Annotated in this window: 26 protein-coding genes and 1 tRNA gene; 22 read left to right on the top strand and 5 right to left on the bottom strand. The window is 44.2% G+C overall.

What is annotated here, in order from left to right; genetic code table 11:
- The first annotated feature begins 1 nt into the window (after nucleotide 1).
- The 22 genes from NF347_RS08690 (at nucleotide 2) to NF347_RS08585 (ending at nucleotide 17970) form a co-directional block, all read left to right on the top strand.
- A complete protein-coding gene (locus tag NF347_RS08690; protein ID WP_133165558.1) occupies nucleotides 2–415 on the top strand; it encodes a hypothetical protein in 414 nt (137 codons plus the stop codon).
- A complete protein-coding gene (locus NF347_RS08685) occupies nucleotides 412–879 on the top strand; it encodes a hypothetical protein (protein WP_107681861.1) in 468 nt (155 codons plus the stop codon). The genes NF347_RS08690 and NF347_RS08685 overlap by 4 nt, the downstream gene beginning before the upstream one ends.
- Nucleotides 876–1223, top strand: a complete 348-nt coding sequence (locus NF347_RS08680; RefSeq protein ID WP_107681860.1) for a hypothetical protein — start codon at nucleotides 876–878, stop codon at nucleotides 1221–1223. Before NF347_RS08685 ends, NF347_RS08680 begins: the two co-directional genes overlap by 4 nt.
- The gene (locus NF347_RS08675) at nucleotides 1224–1475 is read left to right on the top strand and encodes a hypothetical protein (protein WP_107681859.1); all 252 of its coding nucleotides are present in this window, start codon (nucleotides 1224–1226) and stop codon (nucleotides 1473–1475) included.
- A 7-nt stretch (nucleotides 1476–1482) separates the two neighbouring features.
- A complete protein-coding gene (locus NF347_RS08670; RefSeq protein ID WP_107681858.1) occupies nucleotides 1483–1716 on the top strand; it encodes a hypothetical protein in 234 nt (77 codons plus the stop codon).
- Between the two features lie 86 nt (nucleotides 1717–1802).
- Nucleotides 1803–2069, top strand: a complete 267-nt coding sequence (locus NF347_RS08665; protein WP_107681857.1) for a hypothetical protein — start codon at nucleotides 1803–1805, stop codon at nucleotides 2067–2069.
- Between the two features lie 519 nt (nucleotides 2070–2588).
- On the top strand, nucleotides 2589–3464 hold the full coding sequence (locus NF347_RS08660) for an amidoligase family protein (protein WP_107681904.1): 876 nt from the start codon (nucleotides 2589–2591) through the stop codon (nucleotides 3462–3464).
- A 128-nt stretch (nucleotides 3465–3592) separates the two neighbouring features.
- Nucleotides 3593–4117: a class II glutamine amidotransferase gene (locus NF347_RS08655; protein WP_306254139.1), complete on the top strand. Its 525-nt coding sequence runs from the start codon at nucleotides 3593–3595 to the stop codon at nucleotides 4115–4117.
- A gap of 132 nt (nucleotides 4118–4249) precedes the next feature.
- The gene (locus NF347_RS08650; protein ID WP_123542534.1) at nucleotides 4250–7072 is read left to right on the top strand and encodes a hypothetical protein; all 2823 of its coding nucleotides are present in this window, start codon (nucleotides 4250–4252) and stop codon (nucleotides 7070–7072) included.
- Nucleotides 7072–8277 (top strand): hypothetical protein, encoded by a 1206-nt coding sequence (locus NF347_RS08645; RefSeq protein ID WP_123542532.1) that lies wholly within the window; start codon nucleotides 7072–7074, stop codon nucleotides 8275–8277. Before NF347_RS08650 ends, NF347_RS08645 begins: the two co-directional genes overlap by 1 nt.
- On the top strand, nucleotides 8277–8486 hold the full coding sequence (locus NF347_RS08640; RefSeq protein WP_107681973.1) for a hypothetical protein: 210 nt from the start codon (nucleotides 8277–8279) through the stop codon (nucleotides 8484–8486). Before NF347_RS08645 ends, NF347_RS08640 begins: the two co-directional genes overlap by 1 nt.
- A 12-nt stretch (nucleotides 8487–8498) precedes the next feature.
- A complete protein-coding gene (locus NF347_RS08635; RefSeq protein ID WP_123542530.1) occupies nucleotides 8499–9530 on the top strand; it encodes a hypothetical protein in 1032 nt (343 codons plus the stop codon).
- A 29-nt stretch (nucleotides 9531–9559) separates the two neighbouring features.
- The gene (locus NF347_RS08630; protein WP_107681931.1) at nucleotides 9560–10894 is read left to right on the top strand and encodes a hypothetical protein; all 1335 of its coding nucleotides are present in this window, start codon (nucleotides 9560–9562) and stop codon (nucleotides 10892–10894) included.
- 587 nt (nucleotides 10895–11481) lie between these two features.
- A complete protein-coding gene (locus tag NF347_RS08625) occupies nucleotides 11482–12321 on the top strand; it encodes a reverse transcriptase family protein (RefSeq protein WP_306254137.1) in 840 nt (279 codons plus the stop codon).
- Nucleotides 12322–12482: 161 nt separating this feature from the next.
- Nucleotides 12483–13067 carry a hypothetical protein gene (locus NF347_RS08620; protein WP_107681918.1) on the top strand — a complete coding sequence of 195 codons (585 nt, stop codon included), beginning with the start codon at nucleotides 12483–12485 and terminating at the stop codon, nucleotides 13065–13067.
- A gap of 20 nt (nucleotides 13068–13087) precedes the next feature.
- Nucleotides 13088–13492 carry a hypothetical protein gene (locus NF347_RS08615; protein WP_107681919.1) on the top strand — a complete coding sequence of 135 codons (405 nt, stop codon included), beginning with the start codon at nucleotides 13088–13090 and terminating at the stop codon, nucleotides 13490–13492.
- A gap of 15 nt (nucleotides 13493–13507) precedes the next feature.
- Nucleotides 13508–15151 (top strand): hypothetical protein, encoded by a 1644-nt coding sequence (locus NF347_RS08610; RefSeq protein WP_306254135.1) that lies wholly within the window; start codon nucleotides 13508–13510, stop codon nucleotides 15149–15151.
- A gap of 10 nt (nucleotides 15152–15161) precedes the next feature.
- Nucleotides 15162–15443 carry a hypothetical protein gene (locus NF347_RS08605; protein ID WP_107681980.1) on the top strand — a complete coding sequence of 94 codons (282 nt, stop codon included), beginning with the start codon at nucleotides 15162–15164 and terminating at the stop codon, nucleotides 15441–15443.
- A 168-nt stretch (nucleotides 15444–15611) separates the two neighbouring features.
- A complete protein-coding gene (locus NF347_RS08600; protein ID WP_306254133.1) occupies nucleotides 15612–16103 on the top strand; it encodes a phage holin family protein in 492 nt (163 codons plus the stop codon).
- A gap of 13 nt (nucleotides 16104–16116) precedes the next feature.
- Complete coding sequence (locus NF347_RS08595) at nucleotides 16117–16389, top strand: hypothetical protein (RefSeq protein ID WP_148061066.1); 273 nt, start codon at nucleotides 16117–16119, stop codon at nucleotides 16387–16389.
- Nucleotides 16390–16691: 302 nt separating this feature from the next.
- Nucleotides 16692–17399 carry a hypothetical protein gene (locus NF347_RS08590; RefSeq protein WP_107681880.1) on the top strand — a complete coding sequence of 236 codons (708 nt, stop codon included), beginning with the start codon at nucleotides 16692–16694 and terminating at the stop codon, nucleotides 17397–17399.
- Between the two features lie 16 nt (nucleotides 17400–17415).
- Nucleotides 17416–17970, top strand: a complete 555-nt coding sequence (locus NF347_RS08585; RefSeq protein WP_107681881.1) for a hypothetical protein — start codon at nucleotides 17416–17418, stop codon at nucleotides 17968–17970.
- 156 nt (nucleotides 17971–18126) lie between these two features.
- On the opposite strand, the gene NF347_RS08580 is transcribed toward NF347_RS08585, so the two are convergent.
- The 5 genes from NF347_RS08580 to NF347_RS08560 all read right to left on the bottom strand — a co-directional run bounded on the left by NF347_RS08580 (nucleotide 18127) and on the right by NF347_RS08560 (nucleotide 22395).
- A tRNA-Ser gene (locus NF347_RS08580) sits at nucleotides 18127–18213 on the bottom strand.
- A 164-nt stretch (nucleotides 18214–18377) separates the two neighbouring features.
- Nucleotides 18378–19670, bottom strand: coding sequence for an NAD(P)-dependent oxidoreductase (locus NF347_RS08575; RefSeq protein ID WP_107037024.1), 1293 nt, complete (start codon nucleotides 19668–19670; stop codon nucleotides 18378–18380).
- Between the two features lie 568 nt (nucleotides 19671–20238).
- Nucleotides 20239–21507: an ATP-binding protein gene (locus tag NF347_RS08570; protein ID WP_107037014.1), complete on the bottom strand. Its 1269-nt coding sequence runs from the start codon at nucleotides 21505–21507 to the stop codon at nucleotides 20239–20241.
- Nucleotides 21508–21520: 13 nt separating this feature from the next.
- Nucleotides 21521–22201, bottom strand: a complete 681-nt coding sequence (locus NF347_RS08565; protein ID WP_107037013.1) for a sigma 54-interacting transcriptional regulator — start codon at nucleotides 22199–22201, stop codon at nucleotides 21521–21523.
- Complete coding sequence (locus tag NF347_RS08560; protein ID WP_107037012.1) at nucleotides 22198–22395, bottom strand: PleD family two-component system response regulator; 198 nt, start codon at nucleotides 22393–22395, stop codon at nucleotides 22198–22200. Before NF347_RS08560 ends, NF347_RS08565 begins: the two co-directional genes overlap by 4 nt.
- Between the last annotated feature and the right edge of the window lie 10 nt (nucleotides 22396–22405).

Here is a 22405-nt window from a genome sequence, read left to right as displayed (position 1 = left end):
CATGAGCTTATACAACCTTATAAATGGCGTTAATCCCGCCACGTTTTTCATCTTGCCAATGCTCGGCAAGCACCCGGATGAATATCCCAGATTCAGGGATTGCTTCGTAGGGGAAGAAGATACCATCGTCGTACTTACCCGCGTAGGCGGCGCAAACCGCAACACAGGCTATGGCGAAGACAAGATAATGGGACACCCCAATTTCATCAAGACTTACGATGATGATTTTGATAACACCTACGGCTATTACGTCTATTCAGTGCCTGACCGCTGGCGCGAAGACTACAACAAAATCATCAATGGCAAAACGCTATTCGTATCGGAAGAATACTTTAACGAGATGCTGCGCGTATGGCCTAACCTTGAAGACAAACTGCGGAACATGTTTCATCGCCCCAAAACCGAAGAGAAATGACGAAGCGTAAATCATCTGCGGAAGCTGCTGCGGATTATGCCGCAAAGGACTACTATATCGCACAGCGTACCGACCTACTGAAATCCGCGTTTAACGCCGGCGCATCGTGGCTATTCAATAATCAATGGCACGACGTGTACGAAGAAGCACCGCCCAAATCCGGGCAATATCTCGTCATCTACCTTATGGATAAGGGCGAGAATGAACCGCCGGAAAAGCGATACGTTCAAGTGTTCGACATCCTTGTGTATTTCAAGGATAATGAAGACGAGGGCTTATTGCCGTGGGGATTAGAAGATGAATTTGAATACCTCGCAAACGCCATAACACATTGGGCGTTCATCCCCAAAACGCCACCTATAACAACGCTGGAGGATGGGCTTTATTTAGGCGAAGCAAAGCCTTACAATCCCGAAATGCACCGGCGTGATTACAATAACCTACCAGAAGAATATCAGAAATGAAACCTATAAAATTTACATGGACGCAGACCCGTGACCCGCATTTGGCATCATTGGTCAAGACAGACCCGGAATTTGCGGAACGAGTCAGAAAGTCAATAACCAACCTTGAGAATTGGCTTGAAAAATGTGCCGACAAAGGCAACTGGGATGAAATTGAAATGTCAATCCCTTGCAATCAGTTTGTCAACAATGACATCTTGATAAATGATGTCGGGAATGAAGACCGCATGTTTCTTTTCGTGGTACTGAATAGCAAACCAATAGAAGAAATTATGAACAGCGTAGTCACGGAACATTATACGCATCTTGTCTATCTTGACTTGATGGACTCAATCAAAGGATAGATGGCACGACTGGATGAAGAAAGGCAAAAAGCGTTAGAGCCAGAACGCATACGCCACGCAATCAAGAAAATCACCGCCCTCGGCTATGAAATAACCGCGCAGGATAACACATCTATAAAGTTTATCCACAACGGCAAGACCGTGACATTTTACCCTTATAGCGGATGGGCGACCGGCGCAAGCATCAAAGATGGTAGAGGCTTGAAACATCTGCTATCATCACTGAAATCAAATCATCAACCAAATAAATAATTGCACTATGGCAGAAACAACCAACAAGAGTGCGGAAGTCGAAATCATCGGCGCAGCCGCAGAATCGTCAGAAAGCGAAATCGCACGTCTGACCGCAGAAAACAAAGAGCTGAAAGCTCGCGTAGAAACCCTTACACGCGACCGCGACCAGTATCTCAAGTGGTGGGGCGAAAGCAACTCGGAAAAGAACCGTCTGCTCAACGTCACAAAGTCACTTGTCGCATACAGCGGCCTCATCTAATCATCCCACTGTCGCCCGGTTGTATGTTGAAGCCGTGCAGCCGGGCGACCATTTAAATCCAAAATCAACTTAATCAAAGACCAGATATGAAAGCAAAAGAAATCATCGACAAGGAAGATAGAATGATGGCAAACATCCGCGAGCTTATCCCTAAAATTGTGGGCATACGCCTTGAAGCCCAGAAAGCTGCATCGTGGATAAATAAGTATGACGCGGAACTTGCCACCGCATCAGAAGAAATGTCGGAAGCAATCGATGCCCTTTATCGTGCGGAAACCGCAATGGGCAATGCGCATCAGTATCTTCTTGTGTCGCAATCTACCATTAAGCACGGTCTTGATGCGGAAGCGTAGCCGTTTATCATGGCCATGTGGAAAGAATTTACTATCTTTGCACCGCCATTCAAAGCTGGGAAGCTGACGGATGGCACTCAATAGGTCTTCATACTTTTGTTGACTTATTGGGTTATTGATTACAACGTGACCCCGGAAGCATCCGCTACCGGGGTCACACTTTTTTGCTCAAGGGGATGCCGGCGACCTGCTGCGCACAGGTCAATAAATCGCCATAGTCACGCCAAGACCATCAAGAGGCTAAATCCATCATCGCAACATCAGAAACGCGCCAGACGCGCCCAATAGGGCTTAAAGCGTTTACTTTTATTGCTATTAAGACCACATTAAAGCGAACTCTTTTATTATTATAATAAGGTGTAAGCCTACTTAAAGCATCTACTTTTATTAAGAAATGTTAAAAATAAGCGTTTACTTTAATTTTCTTGCCAAAAAATTTGGTAGATTAAAGTAAACACCTTAACTTTGCATCGTAATCAATAACCACAATAAGTTAAACCCCTTAAAACCCCAAGCGTTATGAAGACTCTTAACGAACAAGTAAACGAAATCAAGGCTGCTAACACCAGCAAGAACTCAAAGAAAGCCGCCCTCGCTAAACTGGGCATTACACCCTACGAAATCGACCTCTTGCTTGAGGGCGTTGAGTGCGCTACCCGTGGCCGCTTCACATTTGGCGTTGAGATAGAGTGCTTCGTCAACCGTGGCGCAATTAGAACCGCCGCAGAACACACCGGCATGGCCTACGAATACGAGGGCTACAACCACCGCGACGGTCACGACTACTTCAAGTTTGTCACTGACGCATCAGTGCGCGGCATGACTGACCCCATCGAGTGTGTGTCGCCGGTGCTTGCAGGCGTAAACGGCAAGAACGCCCTTAAAAACGCCGTCAAGACGCTTAACACCGCCGGCGCAAACGTCAATCAAACATGCGGTCTGCATGTGCATATCGGTGCATCTAAACTGACCGCAAAGCAATACTGCAACGTGTTTGTAAACTACGCCTACCTTGAGGCCGTCATAGATACCTTTATGGCCCGCTCGCGTCGCGCTGACAACGCCGGATACGCTCACACGCTGCAAGACCACATCTTCTATCTTGAAAGTGCCGTGACGGTTGAAGACATACGACGTGCCCTCTGCAACGACCGCTACCACAAAGTCAATGCCGAAAGCTACCGCCGTCACAAGACCATCGAGTTTAGACAGCACGCCGGCACGACCAACTACGAAAAAATCATCAACTGGGTTAGCTTCTGCGGAAAGCTCGTCATCTGGTCAAAGAAAAACCGACTGACCGCCCCGGTAGCAAGCATCGACGAGATACCATTTCTCAACGCAGAGGAGAAGTCATTCTTTAAGGCACGTGCAAGCCACTTTGCAAGCCTTTAAGACATCAATCAGGGTCAGGGGTTGAAACATACCCCTGACACCGATTAAAACCCCTACAAGCATTTCTAAACATCAAAATAAAGAATATCATTATGTGCGTCATCATAGTAAAGCCGGCAGGCGTTAAAATGCCAGAAAACGACATCATCAAGGCAGCCTACAAAGCAAATCCCCACGGTTGCGGTTTCATATCCCCATCAACCTTTTATAAGGGGATGAGCTTCGATAGTTTCAAAAGACAACTGAAAAAGGTATCAGATGAAGAGCCTTGCATCATACATTTTCGCCTTGCGACACATGGCTCAATCAAGCGAGCCAACTGTCACCCCTTTAATCGTGGCGATGTATGGTTCGCACACAACGGAATACTAAGCATCATACCGCAGGGGGATATGACCGATAGCGAAACCGCTTTTCAGAATATCATCTACCCGGCTATTGAGAAATTTGGCTATGGGTCTATGCAGATGGATAGAGCCGTTTCAAAGGTCATTGGCTATTCAAAATTTGCCTTTTTGCAAGGCGATAAACTGAAAATGTATGGCGAGTTCATCAAGCAAGATGATGGATGCTATTATTCAAACTTGCGCTTTATGCCTTATGTGGGCTGGGTACGGAATAGCCGTCACCGGTCTTACGCAATGGGTTATTGATTACATAAAAGTCATGGGGTTTAACCTATGCTTCGCCCTGACATTGGGCGAAATTACGACTACTTTTCAAAGGTAGCGATTAAGCGAGGTAACATTTGGGTTACTTCGCTTTTCTTTTGCGTCTTTTGCAGTATGCTAACGATATACGATACCGCAAACGAGATACGTTTTCAGACACCCATCAATAAAGGCTCTAAAAGGGTCGTAGAGTTGATGGGGTCTGATTATGTTTTGCTTAAATTCAGCGTTAGCAAGCCTATTTACTTTCAGTTGGGCGATTGGTGCGATGTGCCGGGTTTTGGCCGCTTTGAATTGGTTGAGTTGTATAATCCCACTTACAACAAATCAACCGGGGGCTATGATTATGAATTAGAACTTGAAGCCTATTATTGTAAATGGCGAAATAAGATTTTCAAGTACACCCCTGAAACCGGTGGTCGCGAGGCTTCGTGGAGTCTTACTGCAACCCTTGATGTGCATTTAGGCGTATTTGTGCGCAATCTTAAAGCATTAGGATATAAGTACAACGAGCAGGAGTTTATCTTTTCAATAGATAGCACGGTCACGCAGTCAGCAAAACTTCTGACCTACAACAATACGGATATGATAACCGCCCTTAATATGATGGCGGAAGCGTGGGAGTGTGAATGGTGGATTGAAGACCATGTGATTTATTTTGGCAGATGTGAAATTGGCACACCGATTGACTTTGAGCAAGGCGTGAATGTGGCTGACATATCAAGTTCAGGCAATAAGAATGTTTACGCCACCAGAATCTATGCTTTTGGCTCAACGCGGAATATTCCCGTAAACTATCGCCCCGTTGATGAAACCGTGGTTGTCAATGGCATCGTGCAGAAACGACTTATGCTCCCTGTCGGAACTCCCTATGTGGATGCTTATCCCAATATGCCGACTGAGGCAGCAGTGGAGCAGGTGGTGGTCTTTGATGACATATATCCACGGACTGACGGAACGATTGACTCTGTAAGCACATATACCGATACTGTCACAAACGATGATGGTACGACAAACACGGAAACATTCTATCGATTCAAGGATAACCATATTCAGTTTTCGCAGGATTACATTCTTGAGAATGAGGAACTTCACATCATTTTTCAGTCTGGTAAATTGAACGGATTGGATTTTGGCGTGATGTTTAATCCCCTCGGAGTGTCTGAAAAATTATCAGATGGTTCTTGGAATCCTGATGCGCAACTTTGGGAGATTGTGGCAAATGAAGATTACGGAAGAAAGCTCCCCGATACGGTTCTATTGCCACAAGTTGGTGATAAATACGTCCTTTATGGATGGGATGCCACTAAAATAGCGTCATTGGGACTTATTGAAGATGCCGAGCAGGAACTACTTAAACGTACTGAGGAATATATAGCGAAAACGAAAGTTGACCCCAATAGCTATCCTTGTACGATGATGTCGGATTGGATGAAAGAGCAAGGAGAAACACCTACCGGCTATTATTTCCCATTTGGTCTTGGCGACTGTGTGAATCTGATTAGTGATGCTTACTTCGTTAATGGAAGCAGACAATCTCGCATTGTGGGGTATGAATGTCAGCTTGATTATCCTTATGACTCGCCCATAATCACAGTAGGTGAAACCCTTTCTACATCACGATTAGGCGCGTTGGAAGATACCATTGAATCATTGACCTTGAAAGGACAGACTTTTGTAGGTGGAGGTAATGGTGGAGGTGGAAGCACGGTGTATCTGATTACAACAAACGACACAACGACTCCAACCAATCGCAATGCCTTTTCTTCGCTTCGTTCATTGAAGGAATTTCTTAGTAAGACGAAAGCTGACCGTACACCATATCCCTTGAATGTCGGTGGAAAGCTGACAGGAGAGAAAGGTGTGCAGTTCGGTGATAGTTTTGCGGATGGTCTTACGGGCTTTGGTGGAATGGTAGATGAAGATGGCAATGGCTGGCTTGAAAGTCTTTCTCTTCGCAGATTCCTTGAGGTTCCTGAACTACGCTATAACCGTGTTGAGATTCAGATTGGCAACAAGTGGAACGCTCCCGGTGGTGGTATCGTAGAACAGTGCATACCTGACCTTGATTCAGATGGCAATCCATTGATGACCGGTACTGTCATTCTTCATCTTGAGGATGGAGAAATCGGTACTGTTGCGATTGATGACATCTGCATGGGTATTTTCCACGACGGATATACACAATCAAACAACTCAACGGCAGACTATGATGATTCCATTGGAAATTTTCATTTTGCCGGCTTCTATACTGCATATTTCAGAATCACCGACATTTTAGAAACTGGTCGCAATAGCAAATTTCGCTATATGCTCCGTGCGGTGTCGGATAGATGGAAGATGAAGTTTCATCCTTGTGAGGCTATGCACTTTGTAGGTTATGGAAACTTCACCGATACCAACCGTCAGACATCCCGATATTCTACCCGGACTTATGAACGCTATCTTAAAGGCGTGAATGATTGGGAATTTACCGCCAACAATATCGGTGCGCAGTTTGGTGACTTGAGTAATCTCTCCGTATTCGGATTGTTTATGACCGGTTATTCTGCATATCTGAATAACATCTATATGACTGGTGTCATAGAACAAACTCAAGTGCTTCCCATCCGAATGGAAATTACGACAAATGGTGACGGCTTCCTTGCTTATGGCGAATCAATGGAAGTAACGTGTCGGGTCTATCAAGGGTGGAAAGAAATAACCGACCAGATAACCGATTGGACTATTACACGCGATAGCGGTGAGGCTGTGAATGATGCTGCTTGGCAGCTTAAACAAAAGGTAAAGGATTTTGACGGAACAATAACCCTTACATACACAGATACAGATAACGACCTCGGTACAAATCCGAACTCAATCAGCACCTTATTCACGATGGTTGCAAAAATTGACGGGGATGATGTGGCGCAGGCTCAACTAATAGCAGCACCATAATGGAAATATCAAAAAAAAGAATAAGAATAGACTATGCACCTCTTAACGTGGCTGTTTCGGTGGTCAACATCACCCCTAACAGTCCGGTGGTGCAAGTATATAATGGCTTTACAAATCAGTATGAGCCTAATCGCGCACTTTCACCAACAGTGATTCTTCCTCAAGTAGTGGCAAGTGCCGCAGATAATAGTTGGGGCGACCCACATTCAAATCACGCTCTTGCTGATATGAAGTGGTTTGCCAATGGTGAAGACATTTCCACGCTTCCTGAATGGGAAAATCTTTATTCTATCAATCAGACCGGCTCACTACGTGGTGCGCTTTCAGTAATGCGCAACTTCTCACCGGGTGAACAGGTATCATTGCATTTTGAGGGAGTCCTTGCAGACAATCGATTAGGCGTTAACATTCCTATCAAGACCGAGCCTATTGTGTTATCATGCTCTGACAAGTCGCAGAATATGTATTCACTTGGCATAGGTGACGATATGATTATCCAATACAATCCTTTCAAGGATAAGCTTTTCCTCTATGAATATAAGACATCCCACGGATTGCAGACAGCATCATCATCAGCGCAGACAGCCGCAACGGATGAAAACGCCTATAACCGCGTTATCCCGGTATCCTTATACAGTGGTGATAAAGTCATAACAACAGGATATAACATAAAATTATTCCGAGTGAATACCGCTACATCATTCACTGAATTGACCGCAGGAGAAGATGAAGTAATCGCTATTGCACCCACTCAGATAACATTAGACTTACGTCTGATTCATAAATCTGATTATGTGATTCGGGCCTATGCGGAAAATAGAGAAGTGGCAATGGTTCAGTTCTCGGTCAATCGTCTGAATCCACGATACACAATCCGAATGACAAACGGAACAGACATTAGCCCATTTGACACGATGCGCTATGACGAGGTTATGGTGGATTATGACGGAAACGTTGTGGATTGTCCGGGTAGCCTTATCAGGATTCTTTGGTATGCTGATACCTACGCTAAAACCAATGTGCTTCTGAATGAGGGTGATGTAACACAGTTTCTTCTTTCATTGACCGGAATAGGCTCGTCTTACAACGATTCGTGGATTGAACTGCATACTATGTCAGAACTCAAGGAAGCACACTGCATTGCAACCGATGAAAACAATGACATCTTTACGGATGAGAATGGTAACGATTTAATTTTCAACTGATGAATTACATAATTGCAGACAAAACAAAGGCCGTTAACTACGGATTCCAAGTTGAAACCCATGTATGTAATGGGGATATGATGTGTATCAATGAAAAGGAATTGATGAACTCGGTTTGTATTTCCGGTACACTTAAAGAACGTGCTGATAAATTGAATGGCGTAGTGTGCGACCAGTATGATGCACTTGCTTTTATCAACAATAAATAAATCTGAAATAATATGTCTTACAGCGCACAAGGTAGTATTACAATTAAGCGATTAAGGAATGGTGATACATTCTTTATTTCGCTTGAAATCGCCAATGGCATCCCCCTCTATCAAGGTGTGGATGACAAGTCAGGCACAGTATCTCCTGATTGGACGGTTGCAGCCAACCAACCTATCATCGTTCCCAATGTGACATCTGCAAGAGGCGCATCTGTGGCTTTGTCATTCCACCAATGGCAATACAACGGAGTCACCCTTAATTTTAATAGTACAACTGATGCGGATGGGTATCGGCTTGACAGTACGGGAGTGTTCAAGATGAACACAACCACCGGGGCATTACGAATCGTTAAGAACCTTGCAAGTTCAACTAATATCGCCAACGATACGCTTTCTTATTCTTGCGTGGCAACCGTAGGCGGTACGGAATACAACCTGCAAAAATCCATCGATGTGCTTATTCAGACTGTCGGTGCTACTTCTTATGCCGGTTATGTAAACGCAACCACCGAGCAGCTTACATCCGACATCACTTCAACCGTGCTTTCCACTAAGTTATGGCTTGGTGCATCGGAACTGACCAACTATTATGTGAAATGGTATAGGGATAACACCCTTTGGAGTGCTAAGAACGGTATGAAGTCCATCACTGTCACAAATGCGGATGTTGACGGCACTCAGTTGTTTATCGCTGAATTTTATAAGGATTCTTCCAGCACAACCCCAGTATTCAGAGCCGGAATACGCATTATCGACACATCGGATGACTATCAAGTTATCTGCTTCATTTCTTCTACACAAAAGGATGTTGATACCGGTAGCCCTGTAACAGTCAAGGCGAAGATAGTTCGCTTCCTGCCCGATGGCTCAAATCAAGAAATCACGCCAACTGGTGTAAAATGGCGAATGGATGTGATGGATAGGAAAACATGGTCAGTCGTCAAGACTGCAAATGCCAACACAATTCAAGTCACCACAACCGAAACCGACCGTAATGGTGAAATGGGTGATGTTGAAGTCGTGGCAGAAGCAGAGTGGAATTAACACTAACAACTTAATACAAACGCAATAATATGGCTAAAAAGAATCTTGGAAACGCCACACTTGTGCCTTCTATTCAGAAGAATAACGGTGTGATGGTTGAGGTAAATGGTTCTGTCCGCAGAATCACCCTTGACAACTTTATGAACTCAATGAACACCGATGACGAGCAGTTGCTTCGTCAGATAGCATGGGGTGTTCCTATTAAGCAAGGCACCAGCAGTCCAGAATGGGGCGTTATCGGTAATACCGGTATGTGGAACGAATACAAGTCTATGGTCGGTCGCTATCTCGTTACCAACGATGGTAAAGCTGCCAAACTTTCGCCCGTCAACTCAGGTGTCTTTGCTGACGGAACTACCCTTGATGAAACAAAGGGTCATGTGATGGTCATTGCTCCCCGGCTTTACTACACAGTTAAGCGTGATGCCGCGTCTGGGGTTGATTACCTTTGGATGTCGATGCTTCCAATCGGAGGGCATTTCATCGGTGATGCGGACGGAGGTGATTACATCTGCGTAGGCGCATATAAGGCTTCGCTTGCAGGAGCAGCATTGACTTCTCGTTCAGGAGTAAGACCCGCTGGTTCGCGTACAATCTCGCAGTTCTGGACTGATGCACAGGTAAACGGAAAGAACTGGGGTCTTGTCAACTATGACCATCGCCGCTTTATGATGATGCTTTGTCTTTCGCAGTATGGTAGCCCCAACGCGCAGGATAAAATCGGTCAGGGCGTTAGTGGCTCGGGCGGTTGGAAAGACCTTTGGGCAGGTACTACAAGCCTCCTTACCGGTGCGACAAAATCACTCGGTGATAACAACGGAAAGATAAACATTACAGTCACGAATGGCACGGTTGTAGGCGTGGATTGCTCACGTGTCAATCTGAACGGATTTGAAGACGCATGGGGCTGGCAGTGGGAGATGAATCAGGGTGCATACTTCGGAAATTCTGAAAACACTGCTCAAACGGGAAACGAGTTCTATATCTATGAGGGCAACCGTATGCCGTCATACGCTGAATTGGCTACACACCCATCGGGTAAGTATCGCCAGACTGTCAGACGCACCCTTTCAGCAAACAGTGAGGGATATGTCACAAAGATGATGCTTGGCGAATACTTCGACCTTATCGCAACTACTTTGGGCGGAGGAAGTAATTCATACTGGTGCGACTATGAATATGCCAATAACACTGGTCAACTGCTGCTCTGGGGTGGTCATGCGTATCTCGGTTCGGCTTGCGGTCTCGGTTGCGTGGACTCGTGGGACGCTTTCTCGAACTCGGCTGCGGCTTGCGGCTCTCGCCTTGCTTATTATGGCCCCCTTACCTTTATGGACGGAAAGCAACTGATGGCTACTGTCTGATGGAACGTAAGTAAAGTTTCAGATAAGCAAAGTCTTACCAATAATTAAAAAGAACATTGACATTCTGAAAAACCATTACAAAAACCGAATCGTGCCAATAAATGCGTCAGCGTATTTCGGTGCGTGCAGCGTGTACGGCACGATTTCGGTAGGTAGATGGGGAAGAGCCTGCTGCTCTGGGGTGGTAATGCGAATAACGGTTCGTATTGCGGTCTCGGTTACGTGAACTCGAGGAACGCTTTCTCGAACTCGAATGCGAATTACGGCTCTCGCCAAACTTGAATGAAAGGGGTAAAACCCAATCAGATAAATTTCCCCAGAGCCTTGACCCTGCGCTTATAATGAACTACGCAGCGTAACGGATTGAAAGATTATCCGTGAAGTCAGAACACATATTGCGGAAAGGTCTGCACCTTGCAGCAGACAAGCGGTGCAAGTAGGATGCGAAAGCATTTCGGAAGCTCCGGGCAGAGAATCCAAGCAAGCCATCTTGCATTTCTCGTTGGATTCTATTATTGAACTTGAAGAAAGTTAGTTTGGCACAAATAAAAATTATATATCCGGTTTTTCAGAACACTTAACAACTGATGATGACTATCAAGCCATTTGAAGATATACAATGGGAATCAATGACCTATGAAGAAATTGATTCGCTTCTTATAGAGCGTATCCGCATCTATGAGGAAGCCATTGCTATGCGTGGCGGTAAGCGTCCAAAACGTGAGGGCTTCATAATGGAACGTATTGCCAACATCGACAATCTACGTCTTGCTGACCGAAAGGCACAAGAGGGCAAGGCAAAACGTCTCATCATCGTCAATGGAAAAGAGGTAAGGATACCAAATAAGTACATTCAGGCACACAATGAAAACGCAGAAGCCGAATTGCGTGAGTTGCAAAAGATGATTCTGACCTTGAAATTTCCACCGCCTAATTACAGAAGTGAATATCTCAGGACTGATGCAGGAAAGGTAAGGGAGCTTATAAAGCAGAATTATTATCCGTGGCGAATATTGCAACACGCCATCATGCTGGTTGTATCCCCTCGGATTTTCGCAAGTCTGATAATGGATACTTTTGCCTGTATCAAGGGTAAAGGTTTGCATTTCGGTGTTAAACGTGTTCAGCGGACTTTGCGCAGACATCCTGAACTTAAATGGTTTTGGAAAACTGATTTTAAGAAATACTATCAGAGTCTGCCTCATGACCTTGTAAGGTCATCTTTGGAACGCCTTTATAAAGACAAGATGTTTCTTCGACTAATCGACATGGTAATACTTGCCTATGATAGTGGAGAAGAAATCATAAAAGAATTGGAAAATGAAATCATACGGAATCAGAGGAACCCCTATTGGGGCAGTGTCAAGCCAGACTTTAGGCAATCTCGCAATAAGCTCCATAGACCACAAGATGAAGCAGAACGGTAGAAAGTCTGCATACTTTCGCTACTGTGATGATGTGGCAGGTTTTGCCCGGACTAAGGCAGAAGCAATTAGGGCGATGAAGATGTTTCATCATCTTTCGTCTGAAAAAGGTGTCGTTCTTAAAGCCAACGCCATAGTTTCACCCATAGGCAGAAATCTAACAGATGAAGAAAGACGAGAACATAGGAAGAAGAAAAGAAAGAGGCAACGTGGTGGGCGATGGAAGAAGCATAGACTTTCTGGGTTATTGCTTCACGCCAACGAACATCAGGATTAGAAAATCAATAAAGCAAACTTTCGCACGAAAAGCAAAACGAATAACAGATGAAAAGCGTAGGCGTGAAGTCCTTGCCTCCTATTGGGGATGGTGTAAATGGGGTCACTGCCGAAACTTATGGAACAAATTAACGAATAACGACATGAGCTTTGCAGATATAGGAGTATCCGGTCGTGTTACGACAAAAGACGGTCAACAGTTCTTCGATGTTAAGAAGATAAAGATTGATAGCATTCTTAATCTTCCCATCAAGGTGGAAAAGTTTCAAACCGATGTCAAAACCCAACATGGTAATGGAAGACATGTTGTTCTGATTGAATACAATGGTGAGAAGTGTAAATTTATCACCAATTCTTTCACCTTGAAGAATATGCTTGACCAAGCAGCCAAGATAGAAAACGCCTTTCCGATTTCAACCGTTATCAAGAAACGTGACATCGGAGGCAAGTTTCCCGATTACTATTTTGAATAATCCCTAAAACAATCAGCACAATGAAATGTAACTATCAATTTCCAACAGTTCCCGATTCGGGAATTATCGCGTATCCCGAGGGCAGTATCCTCCGCGTCTTCTACGACATCACCCCGGCACCTCTCGCTCCACGTGAATCAGAGGAAGAAGAAAACGAGGATGCGGACATCCCCCAGACTTATGACTGCAATCAGGTTGATGTGCAGGGTCGCACCTATAACGACATTGTGAGTGCTATCGTCAGCGATAAGTATTCCAACGATGATGTTCAGGCGATTATCGCCAACTATACAGAGGTTATGGATGAAGATTCTGACATCGACGAGGAAAAGCGCGAGGAGTATATCTCCGAGTATTCTGACTATCAGCAGTGGCGAAAGCACGCTAAGGCTATTGCCAACGAAGTTCTTGAACATTTAGACTGAACCTAAACCAAGCCTATGCTACACGCACAGGGAAGCATCACTATCAGGCGCAGGCCAAAGGACGGCAATCCGGGAGCGGATGCCGTCCGCTACTGGCTTGTGCCGAGTGTATCCCAAGTTAAGAAAACAGATGATGGAAAATATCATCCAACCTCCGTTACTTGTGAAAAACGCAAGCAGACAGGTAATTCAAGCCCCATTGTCACATCTGAGGGTACATTGAAGTATCAGATTGGATATACTGATAATTCTACCAGCAACCTCACAAATTATTCCTCAGCTATAACCATCCCTGCAAATTGTCAATGGATTAAGTTTGTGCTTTATGTGAATAATATTGATGTTGCTACTGAAACTGTGCCGGTTGTTTTTGATGGAAAAGAGGGAAATCCCGGGCCGCAAGGTCTTCAAGGCTGTATATTCAGACGTTCCAAATTTGCCACCGGATTTGAGTATCATAATGATTCAGCACTGACGGATACGGGATTAAGGTATATAGATTTAGTGTATCTTATGACAGATAACACCATATATGCTTCTCATGCTAAGTGGTTTAGATGTAAAAAGACCCATTCATCTACTGAAAGCAATGCTCCACAACTCACAAACAATGGAACTGAGTCTTGGCTTGAATTTTGGGAGCCATTAAATACTATGGTTCCTATATATACACCCTTATTGCTTGCTGATGATGCAATAATTACTTTAATGCAATCCAATCAAATTCTGATAGAGAATGACGAGGGTGTGATTACCGCCGGTATGTCAGGTTCTTTGGCTGGTAAGAAGATTCGTATATGGGCAGGTTCAACAACACCGGATAACGCACCCTTTAGGGTTGATGTCGATGGTAATCTGGTAGCAACCAAGGCTGACATATCAGGAACTATCAATGCCACATCTGGAAAGATTGCAGGATTCAATATTTCAGGCAGTGCTTTGACAAATGGCCCAGATTTCTCAAATGATGCCTGTATTATATTCCGTAATGATACCCACAAAACATTTGCTGGAATTGGTGGCAATGTGCTTCCCGCAACAACAGGGAATAGAGCCGTAGCGCGATTTGAGAATGAGGATTCTAATAATTTTTGGGGTCTTGGTAGAAATATCGCTATGCTTCTTTCTGCTAAAAATGCAGATATAAATCATGCGTTTCTTGGCACTGGCAATGGCAATCTTGACGGTTGGATTAGTGGTTATCATTATAGTAAATATACTATAAATAGTAGCAATACAATTTATGATGGTTTTTTGAAAATATCAAAAAATAACAAGTGGATTGTCTATGCAACTGGTTCATCTTCCGGTATAACACTTCCAACCCTATCACAAGTTCGTAAAGCTCTTGGAATAGGTACATCTACGCCATTCTGCATAGAGTTTATTGTTGTTGCTGACTTGAATAGTCAGAATGGCTTCAATATTTATGGTAGATGTAAAAAAGAGGTTACTGTCAATGGAGCAAAACAAACACCTTATTTTACCGATGAATATCCTACTATGACACATTGGAATAATGGTAGGTATGACAACCTTAAGATGGGTGCTGGTGATGCTGTAACGTTCCTACTTGTTTATGACCCCAATAAAACAGGCGTGCTTGATACATCCTATACACTGATGTATACAGCAAGGATTATTAACAGACAAAACTGATAGAACGAATATGAAAATAGACTTCTCAAGAATTGAAATCTTCACGGATGTGGCGCATAAGAATTGTTCCATTTGTGACTTGCGTACACAATTTGCAGATGTGATATACAATATGGGGCAAGGTGTCGCCGCTCACGCTTTGGCTTTGAAGATATATAATTCAGACGGCCCAACAAACTATACCGACAAGGAAATTCAACAGATTGAAACCTATATGACCTTATGTAGTCCAGCTTTCATTGATGCAATGAACCGACTTCTGGGACATGAAGCGGAAGTAGTAACAGACTAAATGAAATCCCATCTAACATTGATTAGGTGGGATTTTTACGACTATTAGATAAAGTCGTAGATTGACGGTGGTTATAATTCTTTAGTTAGAGGAATATAAATACCTTTGGTTGTCATCTTATTGTAGAATGGCAACCGATTGTAATAACATTTATAAAGACGACAAGTAATGAACGACAATAATCTATTTAGTTCGATTTTTGCTGTATTGGGTGCTTCCATAACATCCTTTTACGCGCATCTCGCCCCTTGGCTTCTACTGGGCATGATTCTTGTTATCGCAGATTTAAGATTCGGCATCATGGCTGCTAAAAAACGTGGTGAGAAGATACGTTTTTCACGCGCCATCCGGCGTACCATAAATAAGATGGTCGATTACTTGTGCTGGGTTACACTCGCAGAAGTATGTAGTATGACCTTTGAGATAACGATTGGTGTACCTGTCATAAGTATGGGTATGCTATTTATCATTTATGGTATTGAGATAAATTCTTGTGTCAATAATTATCTTGAATATAAAGGCATTAAGAAGAAATTCAATTTTTACAAATTGGTTGGCAAAGAGGAACTTCTTGATGATGTCACCGAAGAAAAGAGGAAAGTGACAACCATTGAAGAAAGAGAAGTAACAAAGACATCCCCTAAAGATGATAATCAATAATAAAGGGTAGTATATGGAAAAACAGCTCACATTTAATAAAGACCCTAAAGGGCATTATATAACGGAGTTCTTGGCAACTGGCAATGATGCTGTACATATTTGTAGAACATCTGGCGCCACTTTAAGAGTTATGGCAGCCATTGGCAATTTACCGCCCATTCCTATCGTAAAATTTGGTGATGATAGTCCGAAAGACTTGATATTTGAAATTGGCATCTGTGCTGGTGTCAAAGTTTCTATTGTATCACAATCGGAAGTAACAGAAGCGCGAATGATTGAATCATAATGGAGAGGAGTTCAGTAAAAATATCCTTGCTCAAAATAGGGTTGTCTAATGTTAGGCTACCCCAGACACATCTTGCCTTTCATAATCCTTGTACTGTTGAAGTCAAGAAGCCCGTTTTGAAGCAAGAGAATGGTTTCAATTTCTGTCTTGAGAATGGGAAGTCTTTATTGCTTGAGAAAGATGGAACAAAGTCTTTTGAAGTCATCCCAACAAGGACTCCGGATAATATTATCCTTGAAAATAACAAGAATACACTCCTTTAAACAGGTTCAACAATCAAACAAGAAAATAACAACATCAATATGGAAGATAAAGACTTAAAAATAAGTGAACTTATTCCCACTCTTCAACTTGACGGAAACGAAATCATCCCTTTTGCCAAAGATAATGCTAATGGCAGTTTTCTTGTATCTCTGCTAAAAGCATTTGTAACCGAAGATGTTGCCCCAAAATCAGCATTGAATGGGAAACAGAACAAACTGACACCCGGTTACGGCATCGAGATTACAGCAGAAAACGAAATACGGACGAAACTTGATGTATCTCCGTTTGAAATCGTTGATGAACTTCCAACATCTGACATCAAGAATAAAATCTATTGCGTACCAGACCCCGATGGAGAAGTCGGCAAGAATGAATATATTGAGTATCTTTGGCTTGGCGACCATTGGGAAATCGTTGGCAAATTTATGCCCAAGGTTGACCTCACGCCTTATCTAAAAGCTGCGGATGCTGAAAGGATATATGCAAAAATCTCGGATATTCCTGATGTTAGTGGTTTCATTACAACCCAGACATTCAATCTTCTGATTGCGCGTGTGGCCCAGTTGGAAACAAAAATGACTTCGGTTAATACGAAGCTCTCCTCAATTCCTGAAATCCCGGCTAATGACCAGTGCGCCTATGCAATGCAGAATGGTCAGTGGTCAGAGATTGCCGGAGCTAATGAGGCCGTGGTAACAATGACTACGGAGGAAGATACTTCATCTGTTCAGACTTCCAGCGATTAAACAATTACCCTCTAATATGAAATCCAAGTTTGTTATCTTCCTTATGGCAATTTTGTTCATAGGGATGTCGGGATGTCGAAGTCAACGTTATATCCCGGTGGAATCATCCAAGACTGATAGTATTTCACAAAATTCAGAGATTTTGATGCAGCGTGTTCAGAATCTTCTGAATGAAATCCGAGTGTTGGAACAAAGACGTGATAGCATCTCTGCCCGTGATAGTGTCGCAGTCAGGGATAGCATTGTGCTTCATATTAACGAAGCTGGGGATATAATTTCTAAGGAGCGATACCGCGACCGGATACAGAAAAGCGACCGAACGACTACAACGGAAAATAATAAAACAACAGAAATTACTCGTCAATATATCGATAGCCTACTGACAGCACAAAAAACGGAACTGATGGCCCTGATAGAAGAATCCAATCAAATGCCTATGCCGGTTGAAAGACAGTTGTCAAAATGGGAACAGGTCAAGCAAGAAGTCGGAGGTATTTCTATTGGCATCCTTGTTGTGGTCATAGTGATTGCTGTGATATGGCTAATCAAGAAAATAAAGAATCAAAGATAATGGCAAACTTTTCTCATTTTGGTTTATTTTGATTCAGGCTCGTTGGGAAACGCACCTGAAAGAAACAAGAAAACGCCCCAAAAAGGACGTTTTCTTTGTTTCTGCCCCACTTTCTGCCCCACTATTTTGCAAGTGGTTGATTTTCAGTAAGGGTTGCGGAAAGACAGGGATTCGAACCCTGGGTACCCGTAAGGGTACAACGGTTTTCGAGACCGTCCCGATCGACCACTCCGGCATCTTTCCTTCTGCGGTTTTGCGGTGCAAAGTTATGTCTTTTTTTTGACATGCGCAATGTTTTTTCAAAAAACATTGCGCATGTCTGTTGCCTTCAGCTCGTTGTATAGGCGTTGAATGGACGGTAATTGATTGGTTTTGATGGAAATATTACGGAGGGCGTCCTTGGGCGACTATTCTATCGTTTCCATAAGTTTCACTGCATCGATGTATCGGGCGATCCCTTCGGCGACGTTTTTGGCGTCCTGCATCGCGTGAACTACCGTAGCGGGTCGGTCGGTGACATCGCCTCCGGCAAACACGCCCTTGCGTGTGGTCATACCGTAAGGAGTGTCGCGGGTGAGTACATATCCGCGTTCGTTGACATCAATACCTTCTGTGGTGGATATAATACGTGATGCCGGCACGGATCCGATGGCCTGTATCAGCCGGTCGACGGGCATTTCATGGCGTTTGCCGTCGCTTTCGACGGTGATTGATTGCAGATGTCGGCCCTCGCCGCCTTTGACGGCCACGACAGTTGTATTCCAAAGGAATTTGACACCCTCCGCCACTGCGTCATCGTATTCGGCTCGGAGTGCCGACATGGTGTCGATATACCGGTGATATATCACTGTGACTTCTTTCGCGCCCATCCGTAGGGCAGTGCGGGCGGCATCCATCGCTGTGTTGCCGCAACCGATGATTGCTACGCGGTCGCCGTCGCCTACCACCACTTCGTCGCGCGACATATAGCCGCTTTCGTAAAGGCTTACTCGTCGCAGAAATCGGATGGCCTGTCGCACTCCCGGGTGTTCGATGCCCGGTATGTCAAGCCGTTTTGGCACGCCGGTACCGGTGCCGATGAACACGGCGTCGAAGCCGTCGGCGAATAGATCATCGACAGTGAAGTCTTTGCCGGCAGTCGTGTTGAGATGTATTTTTACGCCGAGTTTTTCGATCTTGCTGATTTCGCGGCTTACCACCTCTTTGGGCAGACGGTACTCCGGTATGCCGAATTTCAGCATGCCTCCGGGCTCGGCCTCCATTTCGAATATCTCGACGGCAAACCCTTTGCGCGACAGATCGCCGGCAATGGTCAGTCCGGCAGGACCCGAACCTATTACGGCCACCCGTCCGCGTGATTTTTCAGGAATATACTCATGACTCCATCCGGCCTCACTGTCGAAGTCGGCCAGAAAACGCTCGAGTTTTCCTATATGTATGGCCTCGCCCTTCTTACCAAGCACACAGTTGCCCTCACACTGGCGTTCGTGGCCGCAGACTCTTCCGCATACAGCCGGGAGATTGCTCCGGGCATTTATTATGGTCATGGCATTGCCGAAATTGCCTTTGGCGAGCTGTGCGATCCATTCGGGGATGTCGTTGTTTATGGGGCATCCTTTCTTGCAGCCCGGCACCTTGCAGTGGAGACAGCGTTGTGCCTCTTTGATGGCTTCGTTGAGTGTATAATCAATCGGACTCATAATCGTTCGAGTTGTTTTTATTGTGCAAAGTTACCATCTCTTTGGCATGTGGGCAATAAGCCATGGTGAAAAAAGCCTTTACTATAGTGCGGTATGCAAGAATGAAAAACTAATGTCGCTATAGCAAAAGTTATCGAAAGATGAATAGGTTGTTCTTTCAAAAAATCGATATACTCTTGTATTTAACTAAATACTAATATATTAATCGCAGTAGTTGGATCTTTATCGCACCACTGCTAAGTCAGAATCTTTCGCTCACAGATGCGTGGTGTCCGAGACCGGATTCTGCGCCATTCTGAAATTTTGGCAAAAAGAAAAAGCACTGAAAATCAAGTAATTTCAGTGCTTTGCGGCGATTTGCCATTTTTGATTGTGACCCCGGAGAAGCCGGGGTTTATCGTTGTAACTAAGTAATATTCAGGATATTGTAATGCCACGCTTCCCGTTGTTCACGAATTGCACACGGCATTATTTCAATGTTCTTACCCATTATTCCATTAGGGCAATACAAAATTAGTGTTTTTCAGGCGTTATTCCTAATTATGCCTATTAAAATTTGTTGACTGCATTATAGCCATTCATCTTTCAACAGGAAATCAAATAGGCCTGTGAAATATATACCATTGTCGTCGGTATAAGGCATTATCTCGTCGCCGACAACCACAATCTTCTTGAATGAGTCGGATATTTTCAGGAGAGATGCGAGCTCCTGCTCCCGCTTTTCTTCGGACGGTATCGAGTAAGCGGACTGAATATAATACTTCCGGCTTCCCTTGTTAGCGATGAAGTCTATCTCACGCTGTGAATATGACATTTTGCCGTCTTTCATTTCACGACTTTCCACTATGCCCACATCTACAAGATAACCGAGAACACGCAGATGATTATATAGAACATTCTCCATTATATGCGTCGGCTCCTGCTGACGAAAATTCAACCTTGCGTTTCTAAGACCTATATCTATGCAGTAATATTTCTTATTGGTTTCATAATAACGCCTGCCCTTTACATCGTATCTCTCCGCGCTTTCAAACAGGAAGGCATTTTCAAGATAGTCAATATAAGACGATACTGTTTTGGAATCAATCTTCATCTTTTGCACCGATTCGAGGGTATTGGCTATGCGTGCCGGATTGGTGAGCGAGCCAATGGAACTACATAACGAGGTGGCAAGTCGAGAAACGGCAAGTTCATTCCTTACTTTGTTTCTCTCTACCACATCATCTATATAAGTCTTGTCCCACAAGTTTTGAAGATAATTTATTTTCTGCTCATCATCAGTATAGTGGATAAGACGAGGCATCCCTCCAAAAGTCGAGTACACTTTCCATGCTTCACGAACGTCATAGTGTAATGCCTGATAGAACTCCCTGAATGACAAAGGGAACACCCTGATTTCATCTCCCCTGCCACGGAATATAGTCCGTATGTCTTTTGACAGGAAACGGGAGTTGCTGCCGGTCACATACACATCTATATTGTCATGACCGTTAAGACCGTTTACGAGTCGCTCAAAATTTTCAAGTTCTTGTATCTCGTCAAGAAAGATATAGTAATTCTCGGTATCGCTCTTTATCTGTGAGTAGATATGATTCTTTACAGCTTTTGGATCAAGAATGTCGAAATCATATTTGTCGTCATCCTTGTCAAAGTCCAAAGCAATGATATTTTCAGAGGGTACTCCTTGATCGGTGAGATAATCCCGGTATATATGACTTAATAGCCAAGATTTGCCACACCGGCGGGGGCCGGTTATAATTTTTACTTCACCGTTATCTTTTCTGATAATCAGTTTTTTGAGATAAGAATCTCTTTGTATGTATTTGTCGTTGTTCATTCCTATTCCGAATTTACTGCAAAATTACAATATTTTCGGAATACAGCCAAATGCGATATTGCTGTACGGCGGCAATTTGCTTTTCCAAGCAATGACTATGAACGAGTTGATGGATATTTTCCCTCGAAATATATAGCACCGATTGTTTCTCGAAGTTCAACAACTGCACGTTCTTGATGATGATTGTACCGCCGTCAGCCTTCTTGAAGTACCCTTCCATCCGGTTTAGCACTTCGCTGCGCAAATTTGCAGGGTCGTGGTTGCCGACAAGTGCCGCGCCGCCGGCTTCTATGACGGTGCATGGCTTTTGTGACCGTGAACTGAGCCTGTATATCTCTTTTGCAATCTGCTCTTTTCCTGAGCCGCATTCGCCGAAGATGACGGCATTGACATCCGTCGCGGCAATATTTCTTATTGCCCGTTCAATCACGGCAAATGCCTCGCTTTGGCGTGGGATAAGCTCGTCAGGGAGCAGGAGCATTGTTCTGCCCGATCTTACATACCTGCCCACTGTTTCAACAAACTGCTTGTCCATTGCCGGACGCTGAATGATGTTGACGGCACCGCCGTCCATCATCACATCGGCAATATCCAATGGGTTGAGATTGTCCACTATGGCGACTACAGGAAATCCGTATCCCTCAGTCTTCTGCCAGTTGATTAACTCCTGTGCTGTGCCACGGACGAATGTCATCGCCGCAACGATAACTGCGCCCGGTGGCAGATTCTCTCTACGCTTCGCTGAGAGCGCCAAGGCGATAACGCCACCTCGTCCTTTGCTGCCTCGATTGCCTCGACGGCAATCGGCTCATAGCCGGACTTGACAAGCAAGCCCGAAATAAGCCGACGGTCTGATTCGGAGGCATCTACAATGAGGATCCTGTTCATGTTACGTTGA

The sequence above is a fragment of the Paramuribaculum intestinale genome (assembly GCF_030759015.1).
Lineage (GTDB): Bacteria > Bacteroidota > Bacteroidia > Bacteroidales > Muribaculaceae > Paramuribaculum > Paramuribaculum intestinale.
Note: the sequence above shows the minus strand (reverse complement) of the source record. Positions and strands in the feature narration are given on the sequence as shown.

Excerpts from the sequence above, each read along its gene's own strand:
- NF347_RS08650 (WP_123542534.1), top strand. The coding sequence starts at position 4,250 with ATGCTAACGATATACGATACCGCAAACGAGATACGTTTTCAGACACCC.
- NF347_RS08680 (WP_107681860.1), top strand. The coding sequence starts at position 876 with ATGAAACCTATAAAATTTACATGGACGCAGACCCGTGACCCGCATTTG.
- NF347_RS08600 (WP_306254133.1), top strand. The coding sequence starts at position 15,612 with ATGAACGACAATAATCTATTTAGTTCGATTTTTGCTGTATTGGGTGCT.
- NF347_RS08635 (WP_123542530.1), top strand. The coding sequence starts at position 8,499 with ATGTCTTACAGCGCACAAGGTAGTATTACAATTAAGCGATTAAGGAAT.
- NF347_RS08585 (WP_107681881.1), top strand. The coding sequence starts at position 17,416 with ATGAAATCCAAGTTTGTTATCTTCCTTATGGCAATTTTGTTCATAGGG.
- NF347_RS08665 (WP_107681857.1), top strand. The coding sequence starts at position 1,803 with ATGAAAGCAAAAGAAATCATCGACAAGGAAGATAGAATGATGGCAAAC.
- NF347_RS08675 (WP_107681859.1), top strand. The coding sequence starts at position 1,224 with ATGGCACGACTGGATGAAGAAAGGCAAAAAGCGTTAGAGCCAGAACGC.
- NF347_RS08630 (WP_107681931.1), top strand. The coding sequence starts at position 9,560 with ATGGCTAAAAAGAATCTTGGAAACGCCACACTTGTGCCTTCTATTCAG.
- NF347_RS08595 (WP_148061066.1), top strand. The coding sequence starts at position 16,117 with ATGGAAAAACAGCTCACATTTAATAAAGACCCTAAAGGGCATTATATA.
- NF347_RS08605 (WP_107681980.1), top strand. The coding sequence starts at position 15,162 with ATGAAAATAGACTTCTCAAGAATTGAAATCTTCACGGATGTGGCGCAT.
- NF347_RS08575 (WP_107037024.1), bottom strand. The coding sequence starts at position 19,670 with ATGAGTCCGATTGATTATACACTCAACGAAGCCATCAAAGAGGCACAA.
- NF347_RS08645 (WP_123542532.1), top strand. The coding sequence starts at position 7,072 with ATGGAAATATCAAAAAAAAGAATAAGAATAGACTATGCACCTCTTAAC.
- NF347_RS08590 (WP_107681880.1), top strand. The coding sequence starts at position 16,692 with ATGGAAGATAAAGACTTAAAAATAAGTGAACTTATTCCCACTCTTCAA.
- NF347_RS08620 (WP_107681918.1), top strand. The coding sequence starts at position 12,483 with ATGAAGAAAGACGAGAACATAGGAAGAAGAAAAGAAAGAGGCAACGTG.
- NF347_RS08690 (WP_133165558.1), top strand. The coding sequence starts at position 2 with ATGAGCTTATACAACCTTATAAATGGCGTTAATCCCGCCACGTTTTTC.
- NF347_RS08670 (WP_107681858.1), top strand. The coding sequence starts at position 1,483 with ATGGCAGAAACAACCAACAAGAGTGCGGAAGTCGAAATCATCGGCGCA.
- NF347_RS08560 (WP_107037012.1), bottom strand. The coding sequence starts at position 22,395 with ATGAACAGGATCCTCATTGTAGATGCCTCCGAATCAGACCGTCGGCTT.
- NF347_RS08570 (WP_107037014.1), bottom strand. The coding sequence starts at position 21,507 with ATGAACAACGACAAATACATACAAAGAGATTCTTATCTCAAAAAACTG.
- NF347_RS08640 (WP_107681973.1), top strand. The coding sequence starts at position 8,277 with ATGAATTACATAATTGCAGACAAAACAAAGGCCGTTAACTACGGATTC.
- NF347_RS08625 (WP_306254137.1), top strand. The coding sequence starts at position 11,482 with ATGATGACTATCAAGCCATTTGAAGATATACAATGGGAATCAATGACC.
- NF347_RS08655 (WP_306254139.1), top strand. The coding sequence starts at position 3,593 with ATGCCAGAAAACGACATCATCAAGGCAGCCTACAAAGCAAATCCCCAC.
- NF347_RS08685 (WP_107681861.1), top strand. The coding sequence starts at position 412 with ATGACGAAGCGTAAATCATCTGCGGAAGCTGCTGCGGATTATGCCGCA.
- NF347_RS08565 (WP_107037013.1), bottom strand. The coding sequence starts at position 22,201 with ATGACATTCGTCCGTGGCACAGCACAGGAGTTAATCAACTGGCAGAAG.
- NF347_RS08610 (WP_306254135.1), top strand. The coding sequence starts at position 13,508 with ATGCTACACGCACAGGGAAGCATCACTATCAGGCGCAGGCCAAAGGAC.
- NF347_RS08660 (WP_107681904.1), top strand. The coding sequence starts at position 2,589 with ATGAAGACTCTTAACGAACAAGTAAACGAAATCAAGGCTGCTAACACC.
- NF347_RS08615 (WP_107681919.1), top strand. The coding sequence starts at position 13,088 with ATGAAATGTAACTATCAATTTCCAACAGTTCCCGATTCGGGAATTATC.